Source organism: Micromonospora sp. WMMD714, from assembly GCF_029581315.1.
Taxonomy (GTDB): domain Bacteria; phylum Actinomycetota; class Actinomycetes; order Mycobacteriales; family Micromonosporaceae; genus Micromonospora; species Micromonospora rifamycinica.
In genome coordinates, this window is record NZ_CP120744.1 from 671682 (window position 1) to 685639 (window position 13958).

Sequence of the window (13958 nt, forward strand, 5' to 3'; positions counted from 1 at the left end):
CCGGTGTCCTACTCGACGGTGACCGACTTCGCCAGGTTGCGCGGCTGGTCGACGTCGTGCCCCCGGGCGGCGGCGATCTCGGCCGCGAGCACCTGCAACGGCACGGTGGTGACCAGCGGCGCGAGCAGGGTCGGCGTACGCGGCACGTAGATCAGGTGGTCGGCGTAGCGGACCACCGCCTGGTCGCCCTCCTCGGCGATCACGATGGTCCGCGCACCCCGGGCCCGGACCTCCTGGATGTTGGAGACGACCTTGTCGTGCAGCATGCCCCGGCCGACCGGCGACGGCACCACGCAGATCACCGGGGTGCCCTTGTCGATCAGGGCGATCGGCCCGTGCTTCAGCTCACCGGCGGCGAACCCCTCGGCGTGCATGTACGCCAGCTCCTTGAGCTTGAGCGCACCCTCCAGGGCGACCGGGTAGCCGACGTGCCGGCCGATGAAGAGCACCGTCGGCTCGGACTTCAGCTCCCGGGCCAGTTCCCGCACCGGCTCGATCCGGCCCAGCAGCTCCCGCAGCTTGCCCGGCATCTCCTGGAGCTGGGCCACCACCGCGCCGACCTCGTCGGCGAACTTGATCCCGCGCACCTGGGCCAGGTGCAGGCCGATCAGGTAGCAGGCGACCAGCTGGGTGAGGAACGCCTTGGTGGAAGCGACCGCGATCTCCGGGCCGCCGTGGGTGTAGAGCACCGCGTCGGACTCACGCGGGATGGTGGAGCCGTTGGTGTTGCAGATCGCCAGCACCCGGGCCTTCTGCTCCTTGGCGTGCCGCAACGCCATCAGGGTGTCCATCGTCTCGCCGGACTGCGAGATCACCACGATCAGGGTGGACCGGTCGAGCACCGGGTCGCGGTAACGGAACTCGCTGGCCAGCTCCACCTCGCAGGGGATCCGGGTCCAGTGCTCGATGGCGTACTTGGCGACCATGCCGGAGTGGTACGCGGTACCGCAGGCGACGATGAAGATCTTGTCGACGTCGCGCAGGTCCTGGTCGCTGAGGCGGACCTCGTCCAGGGCGATCTCGCCGCTCTCGGTGAGCCGGCCGAGCAGGGTGTCCGCGATGGCCTGCGGCTGCTCCTCGATCTCCTTGAGCATGAACCAGTCGTAACCGCCCTTCTCGGCGGCCGAGGAGTCCCAGTCGATGTGGAAGTCCTTGCCGGTGGCCGGCTCCCCGTCGAAGTCGGTGATCTCGATGCTGTCGGCGGTGATCAGGACGAGCTGGTCCTGGCCCAGCTCGACCGCCTCGCGGGTGTGCTCGATGAACGCCGCCACGTCGCTGGCCAGGTAGTTCTCGCCGTCACCCCGGCCGACCACCAGCGGCGAGTTGCGCCGCGCGCCGACCACCGCACCGGGGATGGCGGCGTCCACGGCGAGCAGGGTGAAGGCGCCCTCCAGCCGCCGGCAGACCACCCGCATCCCGGCGGCGAGCAGCTGGGGGCCGTCGGTGCCACCCGCCGCGCGCAGCTCGGCGAGCGCACGGGCGAGCAGGTGCGCGGCGCACTCGGTGTCGGTGTCGCTGGTGAACTGGACCCCGTCGTCCTCCAGCTCGGCGCGGAGCTTGGCGAAGTTCTCGATGATGCCGTTGTGGATCACGGCGACCCGGCCGTCGGGGGCGACGTGCGGATGGGCGTTACGGTCGGTCGGCCCACCGTGGGTCGCCCACCGGGTGTGCCCGATGCCGGTGGTGCCGTCGCCGATGCCGACCGGGCTGGCGGCGCAGTCCTCCGGGTTGCTGGCGGCCCGCTCGGAGAGCACCTTCTCCAGGTTGGCCAGCTTGCCGGCCTTCTTCTCGGTGAGCAGCTCGTCGTCGCACACGATCGCGACCCCGGCCGAGTCGTACCCCCGGTACTCCAGCCGGCGCAGCCCGTCGAGCACGATGCCGAGCGCCGGGCGCGAGCCGGCGTAACCCACGATTCCACACATGGTCCGCAGCCTAACCCAGTTTCGCTCATCGCGCGTGCGCAGAAGCCGGGTAAACAATCACCGAAATTGAGCGAACGGACGGTGACCGGCGACAACCGGACGCCCGCCCCACCCGTTCGACGACGCGGGCTTGCGGACCGCCCGACCGTACGACAGTCTCTCGGCGACCCTGGGACGGCCCAGGGACGGCCCGCTCGCCCCTTTCCCACCCTCGCGTCCCCGGAGCGACCATGTCCGACGCGCCCCCACCCGGCGACCCCTCACCCGCAGCCGGCGACACGCCATCCCCCGCCGACGCGGCGGGCACCGCGAGCCCTGGCGGGAGCCCAGCCCCGGCTCAGCCGGAGCGCTCCGGCTCGGACCCGACGCCCAACCCGACAGCTGGCGCACCGGCTGACGCGTCCGCCTGGCCTGCGCCGGATCCGCTCGCGGTGCCACCACCCTGGGCGGCCCCCGACCCGTGGCCCGGGCCGCCGTCGACCGGTGGTCGGGCCGCCCCGGCTCCTCCCGGCATGCCCGCCGGGGGCTGGGCGGGCACGGCCCCGGCCTCACCCGGCGGCATGCCCGGCGGGCCACCTGCCGTGGGCTGGGCCGGCGTGGACCCGACCAGGCCCGGCGCGATGCCCGGCGGACTACCCGGCCACGGGTGGCCACCCTCGGGTTACCCGCCGCCGTTCGCCCACCCCGGGTACCCGCCGCCGGGCGGCCGGAGTTCCACCGGTCAGGTGGTGGCGATCGTGGTGGCGGTCGTCGTGGTGCTCGTCCTCGGCTTCTGTGCCTGCGCCTGCGGGGGCGGTGCGCTGCTGGGTCAACTCGTGCCGGAGTCGACGACCGGGGACGACTACGACTACGACGATCCCGAGCCCGATTGGCCACCGCAGCCGCACCGACCGGCCACGCCCGTCGCCGTGCCCACCCGCGGTCCGGCGGGGCACACCGTGCGGTGGGTTCCGCCGGCTGACCGGTGCCACGTCACGCCGGCCCGGTCCGCCGGCCCGCCCACCGCCTCGAGGCACGCCGGACGGGCGCAGCCCCGCGACCGTCCCGGAAATGGCGACCCCGCGCCGTGCGGACCGGGCGTGCCCGAGCCGTAGGCTGACGGGCGTGACGACGCCGACCGATGTCGACCCGCTGGTGGCCCGGATGCGCCCGTTCGGGACGACCGTCTTCGCCGAGATGTCCGCGCTCGCCGTCCGGACCGGGGCGGTCAACCTGGGCCAGGGCTTCCCGGACACCGACGGGCCGCCGGAGATGCTGGCCGCCGCCGCCGAGGCGCTGCGCTCCGGGCAGAACCAGTACCCGCCCGGACCGGGGATCCCCGTGCTGCGCCGGGCCGTCGCCGAGCACCAGCACCGTTTCCACGGCCTGACGTACGACCCGGACGGCGAGGTGATCGTCACCGCCGGGGCCACCGAGGCGGTCGCCGCGAGCATCCTGGCGCTCTGCGAGGCGGGCGACGAGGTGGTCTGCTTCGAGCCGTACTACGACTCGTACGCGGCGTCGATCGCGTTGGCCGGCGCGGTACGGCGACCGGTGACGTTGCGCCCCGGCGACGACGGCCGGTACGCCTTCGACCCGGCCGAGTTGCGGGCCGCGTTCGGGCCGCGTACCCGGCTGGTGCTGCTGAACTCCCCGCACAACCCGACCGGGAAGGTCTTCACCGCGCCGGAGTTGGCGCTGGTCGCCGACCTCTGTCGGGAGCACGACGTGTACGCGGTCACCGACGAGGTGTACGAGCACCTCGTCTTCACCGACGCCGCCGCCGCTCATCTGCCGCTGGCCACCCTGCCCGGGATGCGGGAACGCACCCTGCGCATCTCGTCGGCCGGCAAGACGTTCTCCTGCACCGGGTGGAAGGTGGGCTGGGTCAGTGGCCCCGCCGCGCTGGTCTCGGCGGTGCTGCGGGTCAAGCAGTTCCTCACCTTCGTCAACGCGGCACCGCTGCAACCGGCGGTCGCCGTGGCACTGGCCCTGCCCGACGACTACTACACCGGCTTCCGGGACGCCCTCCAGCGGCAGCGGGACCTGCTGATCGACGGTCTGACCGACGCCGGTTTCGCGGTGCTCACCCCGGAGGGGACGTACTTCGTCACCGCCGACATCACCGGTCTCGGTGGTCGCGACGGGCTGGAGTTCTGCCGCTCCCTGCCGGAGCGCTGCGGCGTGGTCGGCGTACCCACCCAGGTCTTCTACGACGACGCCGAGGCCGGTCGCCGGTTGGTCCGGTTCGCCTTCTGCAAGCGTCCCGAGGTGCTGAGCGAGGCGGTCACCCGGCTGCGCACGCTGGCCGACCCGCACTGACCAGCACCCTGGTCACCCCGGCCGACCCGCACTGACCAGCACCCTGGTCGCCCGTCGACGGCGGCGGGCCGCGCGGTGGCGATCACCCGGCGGCCGGCACACCGGCACCGGCAGGCCTGACCGGTGCCGGCTCAGGTGACGGGGCTGGCGGTGCGGACGTGTTCGGCGATCCGCTCGGCCACCGACCGGGCCGTCTCCTCGGTGCCGGCCTCGACCATCACCCGTACCAGCGGTTCGGTGCCGGACGGGCGGAGCAGCACCCGGCCGGTCTCCCCCAGCTCGGCCTCGGCCCGCTCGACCTCGGCCCGCACGGCGGGCGCGGCGGCCCCGACCGTCCGGTCGCCGACCGGCACATTGATCAGCACCTGGGGCAGCTTGGTGACCACCGAGGCCAGCTCGGCCAGGGACCGGCCGGTGGCCGCCATCCGGGCCATCAGGTGCAGGCCGGTGAGGACACCGTCCCCGGTGGTGGCGTGCGCGGGCATCACCAGGTGACCGCTCTGCTCGCCGCCGAGGGCGAGGCCGGAGGCGCGCAGCTCCTCCAGCACGTACCGGTCGCCGACCTTGGTCTCGACCAGCCGGATGCCCTGCGCGGACATGGCCAGCCGCAGGCCGAGGTTGCTCATCACGGTGGCGACCAGGGTGTCCCGGGTCAGCTCGCCGGCATCCCGCAGGGCCAGGGCGAGGATCGCCATCAGCTCGTCACCGTCGACCTCCGCGCCGTCGGCGTCGACCGCCACGCACCGGTCGGCGTCGCCGTCGTGGGCGAGGCCCAGGTGCGCGCCGTGCTCGACCACGGCGGCCCGCAGCCCGTCGAGGTGGTTGGAACCGCACTCGTCGTTGATGTTGAGGCCGTCCGGCTCGGCGTGGATCGCGATCACCTCGGCGCCGGCCTCCCGGTAGGCGACCGGGGCGACCTCGGCGGCGGCGCCGTTGGCGCAGTCGACCACGACCTTGATGCCGTCGAGGCGGTGCGGCACGGTGCCGACCAGGTGCTGCACGTAGTGGTCGGCTCCGTCGAGCAGGTCGTGCACCCGGCCGACCCCCGCGCCGACCGGGCGGTCCCAGGCCGTGGTGGCGTTCGCCTCGACGGCCGCCTCGATCCGCAGCTCGATCTCGTCGGGCAGCTTGTGCCCTCCGGCGGCGAACAGCTTGATCCCGTTGTCCGGCATCGGGTTGTGCGACGCGGAGAGCATCACACCCAGGTCCGCCTTGGCCTCGGCGGTCAGGAACGCCACGGCGGGGGTGGGCAGCACGCCGACCCGGACCACGCTCGCTCCGGCGCTGGTCAGGCCGGCGACCACGGCGGCCTCCAGCATCTCGCCGCTGGCCCGGGTGTCCCGCCCGACCACCGCCAGCGGCGGGTGGCTGCGGTCCGACTCGGCCAGCGTGTGCGCGGCGGCCACCGCCACGGCGAGCGCCAACTCCGGGGTGAGATCGACGTTCGCCCGCCCGCGTACGCCGTCCGTGCCGAACAACCGCCCCATACCCGCCAACCTCCGGTGCAACTGCGATGAGTGGAGAAAGCGCGACGGCCGGGCCACCTCCCGCGGAGGGGAGGCGGACCCGGCCGTTCGTCAGAAGTACAACGCGCCGTTGGTGATCAGCGCTTCGAGTACTGCGGAGCCTTACGGGCCTTCTTGAGACCGTACTTCTTGCTCTCCTTGACCCGGGCGTCCCGGGTGAGGAAGCCGGCCTTCTTCAGGGCCGGGCGGTCGTCCGGCTCGCTGACGATCAGCGCGCGGGCGATGGCCAGCCGCAGCGCACCGGCCTGGCCGGTGGTGCCGCCGCCCCGCAGGTTGGCGATGACGTCGAACATCTCGGGCTTCTCGGCGGTGACCAGCGGGTCCTTGATGAGCTGCTGGTGCACCTTGCTCGGGAAGTAGGCCTCGAGGTCGCGGCCGTTGCAGGTGATCTTGCCGCTGCCCGGGACGATACGGACCCGGACGATGGCCTCCTTGCGGCGGCCGACGGTCTGGATCGGCCGGTCACCATGCGGCGCGCGGGCGACGGGCGCGGGCGCTTCGGTGGCCTCGGGGGCGACCTCGGTCTCGATGATGTCGGTCATGCTGTTTCCTTCGCCCTCGCTCACTGCGCGATCTGCTTGATCTCGAACGGCACCGGCTGCTGCGCCAGGTGCGGGTGCTCGGCACCGGCGTAGACCTTCAGCTTCTTGATCAGCTGACGGCCGAGCTTGTTGTGCGGGAGCATCCCCTTGACAGCCAGCTCGATGGCCCGCTCGGGCCGCTTGGTCAGCAGCTCGTCGTAGCCGACCTGCTTGAGGCCACCCGGGTAACCGGAGTGCCGGTAGGCGACCTTGGTCTGCCGCTTGTTGCCGGTCAGCGCCACCTTGCCCGCGTTCACGATGACGACGAAGTCGCCCGTGTCGACGTGCGGCGCGAAAGTCGGCTTGTGCTTGCCGCGCAGCAGCGTGGCGGCGTGGGTGGCCAGGCGGCCCAGCACGACATCAGAGGCGTCGATAACGTGCCACTGACGCTCGATCTCACCCGGCTTCGGGCTGTACGTACGCACAGGTCTACCTTGTCTCGTCGTCGGTCTGGGGTCGCGCGCCGAGGTGACCAGAGGCTTCCCGGCCGGACCAGCGCGCACGAACGACCAAGCGTACCTGAGCGGCACGCCTCTGGATGTCGTACAACAGCAGGCAACGATACCCGGCACCCCAGCGGCTGGTCAAAACGGGGGGTCGGCCGGCGTGGCCGACGATTCCACCGCATGACAAGGGTCACACACCGACCAGCTTCCCGGGGCCGGGCCGCAGGTAGACCGCCCAGGTGACCACGAAACAGAGCGCGTACCAGCCGATGAAGGCCAGGTAGGCGGCATCCGCGTTGCCCGAGGTGAGGAAGGACTGCCGGAAGGCCACGTTCACCAGCACCCCACCCGAGGCGCCGACCGCGCCGGCGATGCCGATCAGCGCCCCGGAGCGCCGTCGCGCCCGGCGCTGCGCCGCGGCCGGGTCGCCGGTCAGCTCCGCCTCGGCCACCGCCCGGACCCGGAAGATCGCCGGGATCATCTTGTACGTCGACCCGTTGCCGATGCCGGAGAAGACGAACAGCGCCAGGAACCCGGCCAGGTAGAGCGGGAACGACCGCTCCCGGGCGGCGTAGAGCACCAGTCCGGCCCCGGCGGCCATCGCGACGAAGTTCCAGAAGGTCACCCGCGCCCCGCCCAGCCGGTCGGCGAGCTGCCCGCCGAGCGGCCGGATCAGCGAGCCGATCAGCGGCCCGAGGAAGGTCAGCCAGGCCGCGTCGACCGGGGTGGGGAACCGCTCGGCGAACTGGAGCTGGAGCACCTGACCGAAGGCGAAGCCGAAGCCGATGAACGAGCCGAAGGTGCCCACGTAGAGCAGCGACATCACCCAGGTGTGCCGGTCGCGGGCGGCCTCGCGCAGCGCGCCCGGCTCGTTGTGGGCGTCCGGGATGTTGTCCAGCCAGCGGGCCGCGGCGAGCGCGGCCAGCACGATCAGCGGCAGGTAGACCGCCGGCACCAACCGGGGGTACGCCGCCCCGGCGGTGGCCAGCACCGCCAGCCCGACCAGCTGCACGGCCGGCACGCCGAGGTTGCCGCCACCCGCGTTGAGCCCGAGCGCCCGGCCCTTGAGCCGGTCCGGGAAGAACAGGTTGATGTTCGCCATCGACGAGGCGAAGTTGCCGCCGCCGACCCCGGTCAGGCAGGCCAGCACCATCAGCGTCGAGTACGACACCCCCGGCTCCAGCAGCATCGCCATCGGCACCGCCGGTACCAGCAGCAGCAGCGCGCTGACTATCGTCCAGTTCCGCCCCCCGAACCGGGCCACCGCCAGGGTGTACGGCAGCCGCAGCACCGCCCCCAGCGCGGCCGGCACGGCGGTGAGCAGGAACTTCCCGGCCGGGTCGATGCCGTACGCCGGGCCGAGGAAGAGCACGGTGACCGACCAGAGGCTCCACACCGAGAACCCGACGTGCTCGGCGAAGATCGACACCCAGAGGTTGCGCCGGGCGATCGGGGCTCCGGTGGTCCGCCAGAAGGTGGGATCCTCGGGACGCCAGTCGTCGATCCGGTGCCGCCGACCCGCCCCGGTCACGGCCGCCCCGGTCACGGCGGCCCCGTCGGAGGCGGAGGCGGTGGCGGTGGCCTGCGGGTCGGTGGCCGGGGCCTGCGGGTCGGTGGCCGGGGCCTGCGGGTCGGTGCCGGTGGCCGGTGGATCGGCGGCGGTGCTGCGGGCGAGCGTGCTCACGGCGACTCCTCCTGCTGGTCGTGGTGAGCCGAACGCTAGGCAGGCCTGATTTCCCGGAGGGTGCCTCCTCCGGGTCGTTCCGGAAACGGAGATCGCACCTCGGCCCGGATCCGGTGGTGAGACGGCCCGCGGAACGCAACGGCCCGGCGACCGGACGGAGCAGCCGCCGGACGACACGGTGGCCGGACCGGACGGCGGCCGAGCGACACGATCGCCGTACCGGACGGCCGTCGCGCGACGCGATGGCCGACCGGACGGCGGTCGAACGGCCCGGCGGAGCGACGGTCAGAGTTCCTGGAGGATACGCAGTGCCCGGGTGACCCGGCGCATGGTCTCGGTGTCGGCGACGTCCACGCACTCGGTGAACCACTTCTTCATCGGCGCCGACAGCCGGTCGGGCATCACCACGTTCGCGCCCATCGGCACGGCGAGCGGAGAGTCGCGCAGCAGCGCGGTCTCGACCACCTCGGCGACGATCACGATCGGCACGTCGGTGGAGTTGTAGACGTCGGAGCTGATCACCAGCCCGAGCCGTTCCCGGGCGCCCTCGATGCGCCAGACCTCTCCCCTACGCAGCACGTGGGCGACCACCGAAGAGCACGTCGGCGACCATCCCCACCTCGCGGGCGTCGGCGAGGGCGGCGGACTCCAGGTCGAGCCCGGCCCGGCCGACCGCCTCGGCGTGGGCGGTGAAGACCTCCCGTAGCGCCTTCTCCCGGGCGGCCTGGTCCATCCAGGCGGACAGGGAGAGGCCTTCCCGCTTGGCGAACCGGCGGGCCTGCTCGATCGTCTCGTCCGAGAACGAGAGAGTCACCTTCGCGGTCATGCCACCGATCCTACCCCTGGTATGACCACCGGTCATTCCACCCGGCCGACCGAGCGGCTCAGCCAGCCGGGCGGGCCAGCGGGCGGGTCGGGTCAGGCGGCCGGTCGGGTCAGGCGGCCGGGCGGGTCAGGCGGCCGGGCGGTGGCCGCCGAAGACGGCGAACCGCCACGCCTTGTAGAAGCAGTCCACGTCGACCAGGCCGGCGTCGGCCAGCCAACGGCACTGGTCGGCCACCGCCGCCGGACGGTCGTGCCGCATCCGCTCCCGGGCGGCGGCGATCTCGGCGTCGTCCGAGCCGCGCGCGGCGGTCTGCGCCAGCCAGACCTCGTCGTACCGGCGGTCCAGGGCCGGGGTGGGACCGGCCACCTGCTCGGCGTTGACGAACACCCCGCCGGGCCGCAGCGCGTCGGCCGCCCGGCGGTAGAGCGCCCGCTTGCCGTCGTCGTCGAGGTGGTGCACGGCCAGCGCGGAGACCACCGCGTCGTACCGGCCGGCGGGGAGCGGGTCGGCCAGGTCGGCCAGCACGGTGCGGTGCGCCACCCCCCGGGCGGCCAGCCCCTCGGCGGCCACCGCGAGCATCCGCGCGGCCCCGTCGACCAGGGTCACCCGCACGCCGGGCAGCGCGGCGGTGAGCAGCAGCGAGAGCAGCCCGGTGCCGGCGCCCAGGTCGAGCACCTCGGGGGTACGCCCGGCGGCGAGCGCGGCCCGCAGCGGTGGGGCGGCCACCTCGATGGCGGCGGCGTAGAAGTCGTCGAAGCAGGGGACGAGCCGGCGACGGGCCTGATCGTACGAGCCCGCCACCGCATCGAAGGCCGCCGTCACGTCCATACTCAGCTCCTCTCGCATCATGGGAAAACTGTCTCACATTATAGACCCTACCGGCCGACACGTTTCCCCTGTGCGGTGTGAGCCGCTCTTGACAGGACCGAAACAGAAGGGACGCGGGTCGGAAACCGCCCGGCGGCACGCTTTCCCGACATGACAGACGGTGCACGCGCCGCGACGCGAACGGGGCCACCTCCCCGGGAGGCGGAGACGCACTGCCCGTACTGCGCCCTCCAGTGCGGCATGGTCCTGCGGGACGACGGGGGCGGCGGGATCGAGGTCCGGCCCCGGGAGTTCCCCACCAACCGGGGCGGGCTGTGCCAGAAGGGCTGGACCGCCGCCGAGCTGCTCGACCACCCCGACCGGCTGACCACCCCCCTGGTCCGTGACCCGTCCGGCGAACTGCGCCCCGCCGACTGGGACGTCGCGCTGGACCGGATCGCCACCGGGCTGCGCACCGTCCGACGTGACCACGGGCGCGACGCGGTCGCGGTCTTCGGCGGCGGCGGGCTCACCAACGAGAAGGCGTACGCCCTCGGCAAGTTCGCCCGGGTGGCGCTGCGGACCCGGCACATCGACTACAACGGCCGGTGGTGCATGTCCTCGGCCGCCGCGGCCGGGCTGCGCGCCTTCGGCGTCGACCGGGGGCTGCCCTTCCCGCTGACCGACCTGGGCCGCACGGAGACCCTGCTGCTGGTGGGCGCGAACCCGGCCGAGACCATGCCGCCGCTGATGCGGCACCTGGCCGACCAGCAGGCCCGGGGCGGCCGGCTGATCGTGGTCGACCCCCGGCTGACCGCCACCGCCCGCCAGGCCGACCTGCACCTGCAACCGCTGCCCGGCACCGACCTGGCGGTCGCCAACGCGCTGCTGCACATCGCGCTCACCGAGGGCCTGGTCGACCGGGAGTACGTCGCCGCCCGCACCGAGGGCTTCGACGCGGTACGCCGTACCGTCGCCGGGTACTGGCCGGCCGAGGTGGAACGGCTCTCCGGGGTGCCGGTGGCCGACCTGGAGGAGACCGCCCGCGCGCTCGGCACCGCCGGCTCGGCGGTCATCCTCACCGCCCGGGGCGCCGAACAGCACGCCAAGGGCGTCGACACGGTCAGCGCGTACGTCAACCTCGCCCTCGCCCTCGGCCTGCCCGGCCGCCCCCACTCCGGGTACGGCTGCCTCACCGGCCAGGGCAACGGCCAGGGTGGACGCGAGCACGGCCAGAAGGCCGACCAGCTCCCCGGCTACCGCAAGATCGACGATCCGGCGGCCCGTGCCCACGTCGCCGCGGTCTGGGGGGTGGACCCCGCCGAGCTGCCCGGTCCCGGCGTGCCGGCCTACCAGCTCCTCGATTCGCTCGGCACCCCCGGCGGCCCCCGCGCGCTGCTGGTCTTCGGCTCCAATCCGGTGGTCTCCGCGCCCCGGGCGGCCCGGATCGAGTCCCGGCTGCGCGGGCTGGACCTGCTGGTGGTGGCCGACTTCCTGCGCTCCGAGACGGCCGAGCTGGCCGACGTGGTGCTACCGGTGGCCCAGTGGGCCGAAGAGGACGGCACGATGACCAACCTGGAGGGTAGGGTGCTGCGTCGCCGCGCGCTGCGCGAGCCACCGCCCGGCGTCCGCACCGACCTGGCGGTCCTCGCCGACCTCGCCGCCCGCCTCGACGACCCCGCCCCGGTGGGCGCGGCCGGCCCGACCGGCGGCGAGCCGACGAGCAGCGGTCCGGCGGGGATGCCGGACGGGACCGCCCCGACCGGCGGTGATCCGGCGGGGGTGGCGGACGGCACCGTCCCGGACCGCTTCCCGACCGACCCGAGGGCGGTCTTCGCCGAGCTGCGGCGGGCCTCCGCCGGGGGCGTCGCCGACTACGCCGGGGTCACCTGGGACCGGATCGAGTCGTCCGACGGCGTCTTCTGGCCGTGCCCCGACCCGGCGGGGCCGGACACCCCCCGGCTCTTCGCCGACACCTTCCCCACCCCGTCCGGCCGGGCCCGGTTCCACCCGGTCCAGCACCGGCCGGCGGCCGAGGAGGTCTGCGCCGACTACCCGCTGCACTTCACCACCGGGCGGGTGCTGGCCCAGTACCAGTCGGGCACGCAGACCCGGCGGGTCGCCGCGCTGCGCCGGGCCGCCCCACGGGGCTTCGTCGAGCTGCACCCCGACCTGGCCGCCCGGCTCGGGGTCGCCGAGGGTGACGAGGTCCGGGTCGCCTCCCGCCGGGGTGAGCTGCTGGCACCGGCCCGGCTCAGCCCGACGATCCGGCCGGACACCGTCTTCGCGCCGTTCCACTGGCCCGGAGCGGCCCGCGCCAACTCGGTCACCAACGACGCCGTCGACCCGATCTCCGGGATGCCCGAGTTCAAGATCTGCGCGGTCCGGGTGGAGCGGGCATGACCGGGCGGATCGTGATCGTCGGGTACGGGATGGCCGGCTCCCGGCTCGCCACCGAGCTGCACGCGCGCAACGGCGACCGGAAGGTCACCGTGCTGGGGGCGGAACCGCACCGGGCGTACAACCGGATCATGCTCTCCACGCTGCTGGCCGGCAAGATCGACGAGCCCGACGTGGAGCTGGCCGAGGTCGCCGGGCAGGGCACCGACGTGCGGACCGGCGTGGCAGCCGCCGCGATCGACCGGGCGGCCCGGACGGTCCGCACCACCGACGGCGAGCGGATCGACTACGACCACCTGGTCCTCGCCACCGGCAGCCGGGCCGTGGTGCCGCCGCTGCCCGGCCTCGACCCGGCCGCCCTGCCGGCCCGGGTGGCCGTCTTCCGCACCCTGGCCGACTGCCGCCGCATTCTCGCCGCCGCCCGCACCGCCCGCACCGCGCTGGTGCTCGGGGGCGGTCTGCTCGGCCTGGAGGCGGCCCGCGGGCTGGCCGCCCGGGGGCTGACGGTGACCGTGGTCCACCCCCACCCGCACCTGATGGAACGGCAGCTCGACCCGGCCGCCGGCGCGGTGCTCGCCGACACCCTGGCCGGGCTCGGCGTCACCAGCCGGCTGGGCGTGCCGGCCACCGGGCTGGCCACCGACGCCGACCGGGTCCGGCTGCACCTGGCCGACGGCACCCACCTGGACGCCGACCTGCTGGTGCTCTCCTGCGGGGTCCGCCCCGACACCGGGCTGGCCGCCGCCGCCGGACTGGCCGTCGACCGGGGGGTGCTGGTCGACGACCGGCTGCGCACCGGTGACGAGGCGATCTCGGCGATCGGCGACTGCGCCCGCCCCGCCGGCGGTCCGACCGGCCTGGTCGCCCCGGCCTGGGCCCAGGCCCGGGTGGTGGCCCGGCTGCTCACCGGCGAGGACGACACGGCCCGCTACCGGCCCCGGCCGGTGGTGACCCGGCTCAAGGCCGCCGGGATCGACCTGGCCGCGATGGGCGACCCGACCGGCGGGCCGGGTGAGGAGTTGACCTTCGCCGACCCGGCCCGGGGGACGTACGCCCGGCTGCGGATCGACCACGACCGGCTGACCGGGGCGATCCTGCTCGGTGACAACCCGTCGGTCGGCACGGTCGTGCAGCTCTTCGACCGGGGTGGCCCGGTCCCCACCGACCGGCGGGCGCTGCTGCTCGGCCGGTCGCTCGGGGTCGCCCCCGCGACGCCCGCCGCCTCCCCGGCGCTGATGCCCGACGCGGCGACCGTCTGCCAGTGCAACGACGTCGACAAGGGCACCCTGGTCCGCTGCTGGCGGGCCGGTGCCCGGACGGTCGACGAGGTGGTCGCCGCGACCCGGGCGGGCACCGGCTGCGGAGGCTGCCGGCCGGCCGTCGGCGGGATCGTCGACTGGCTGTCCGAGGTGGACTCGGTGGGGACGACCCGATGACCGTGATGACACCACGAGGAGGTGACCCG

At 74.1% G+C, this 13958-nt stretch carries 11 protein-coding genes; 3 read left to right on the forward strand and 8 right to left on the reverse strand.

The window, feature by feature from the left end; translation table 11 throughout:
• Positions 1-8: 8 nt before the first annotated feature.
• Positions 9-1922 (reverse strand): glutamine--fructose-6-phosphate transaminase (isomerizing), encoded by a 1914-nt coding sequence (glmS, locus tag O7625_RS03000; protein ID WP_282344162.1) that lies wholly within the window; start codon positions 1920-1922, stop codon positions 9-11.
• Positions 1923-3026: 1104 nt separating this feature from the next.
• On the opposite strand from glmS, the gene O7625_RS03005 reads away from it, so the two are divergent.
• On the forward strand, positions 3027-4223 hold the full coding sequence (locus O7625_RS03005) for a pyridoxal phosphate-dependent aminotransferase (protein ID WP_282344163.1): 1197 nt from the start codon (positions 3027-3029) through the stop codon (positions 4221-4223).
• Positions 4224-4354: 131 nt separating this feature from the next.
• Here the strand turns inward: O7625_RS03005 and glmM are convergent, their stop codons facing one another.
• From glmM to O7625_RS03040, 7 genes are all read right to left on the reverse strand, one after another.
• Positions 4355-5710: a phosphoglucosamine mutase gene (gene glmM / locus O7625_RS03010; RefSeq protein ID WP_282344165.1), complete on the reverse strand. Its 1356-nt coding sequence runs from the start codon at positions 5708-5710 to the stop codon at positions 4355-4357.
• Positions 5711-5826: 116 nt separating this feature from the next.
• Positions 5827-6291, reverse strand: a complete 465-nt coding sequence (rpsI, locus tag O7625_RS03015; RefSeq protein ID WP_067313518.1) for a 30S ribosomal protein S9 — start codon at positions 6289-6291, stop codon at positions 5827-5829.
• 20 nt (positions 6292-6311) lie between these two features.
• Positions 6312-6755 (reverse strand): 50S ribosomal protein L13, encoded by a 444-nt coding sequence (gene rplM, locus O7625_RS03020; protein ID WP_007465158.1) that lies wholly within the window; start codon positions 6753-6755, stop codon positions 6312-6314.
• Positions 6756-6966: 211 nt separating this feature from the next.
• Positions 6967-8322: a nitrate/nitrite transporter gene (locus O7625_RS03025; protein ID WP_282346790.1), complete on the reverse strand. Its 1356-nt coding sequence runs from the start codon at positions 8320-8322 to the stop codon at positions 6967-6969.
• A 423-nt stretch (positions 8323-8745) separates the two neighbouring features.
• Positions 8746-9051 (reverse strand): type II toxin-antitoxin system PemK/MazF family toxin, encoded by a 306-nt coding sequence (locus O7625_RS03030; RefSeq protein WP_172898447.1) that lies wholly within the window; start codon positions 9049-9051, stop codon positions 8746-8748.
• Complete coding sequence (locus tag O7625_RS03035) at positions 9029-9286, reverse strand: DUF6364 family protein (protein WP_067314550.1); 258 nt, start codon at positions 9284-9286, stop codon at positions 9029-9031. Before O7625_RS03035 ends, O7625_RS03030 begins: the two co-directional genes overlap by 23 nt.
• A gap of 126 nt (positions 9287-9412) precedes the next feature.
• Positions 9413-10114 (reverse strand): class I SAM-dependent methyltransferase, encoded by a 702-nt coding sequence (locus tag O7625_RS03040; RefSeq protein ID WP_282344171.1) that lies wholly within the window; start codon positions 10112-10114, stop codon positions 9413-9415.
• 150 nt (positions 10115-10264) lie between these two features.
• Between O7625_RS03040 and O7625_RS03045 the strand changes: the two genes are divergently transcribed.
• Together O7625_RS03045 and O7625_RS03050 are read left to right on the forward strand one after the other, a co-directional pair.
• Positions 10265-12496 carry a molybdopterin oxidoreductase family protein gene (locus O7625_RS03045; RefSeq protein ID WP_282344172.1) on the forward strand — a complete coding sequence of 744 codons (2232 nt, stop codon included), beginning with the start codon at positions 10265-10267 and terminating at the stop codon, positions 12494-12496.
• Complete coding sequence (locus tag O7625_RS03050) at positions 12493-13929, forward strand: FAD-dependent oxidoreductase (protein ID WP_282344174.1); 1437 nt, start codon at positions 12493-12495, stop codon at positions 13927-13929. Before O7625_RS03045 ends, O7625_RS03050 begins: the two co-directional genes overlap by 4 nt.
• Positions 13930-13958: the final 29 nt, after the last annotated feature.

What these genes read in the sequence shown, in the direction of transcription:
- glmS (WP_282344162.1), bottom strand. Translation starts at nt 1,922, where the DNA reads ATGTGTGGAATCGTGGGTTACGCCGGCTCGCGCCCGGCGCTCGGCATC.
- glmM (WP_282344165.1), bottom strand. Translation starts at nt 5,710, where the DNA reads ATGGGGCGGTTGTTCGGCACGGACGGCGTACGCGGGCGGGCGAACGTC.
- rpsI (WP_067313518.1), bottom strand. Translation starts at nt 6,291, where the DNA reads ATGACCGACATCATCGAGACCGAGGTCGCCCCCGAGGCCACCGAAGCG.
- O7625_RS03035 (WP_067314550.1), bottom strand. Translation starts at nt 9,286, where the DNA reads ATGACCGCGAAGGTGACTCTCTCGTTCTCGGACGAGACGATCGAGCAG.
- O7625_RS03040 (WP_282344171.1), bottom strand. Translation starts at nt 10,114, where the DNA reads ATGGACGTGACGGCGGCCTTCGATGCGGTGGCGGGCTCGTACGATCAG.
- O7625_RS03045 (WP_282344172.1), top strand. Translation starts at nt 10,265, where the DNA reads ATGACAGACGGTGCACGCGCCGCGACGCGAACGGGGCCACCTCCCCGG.
- O7625_RS03050 (WP_282344174.1), top strand. Translation starts at nt 12,493, where the DNA reads ATGACCGGGCGGATCGTGATCGTCGGGTACGGGATGGCCGGCTCCCGG.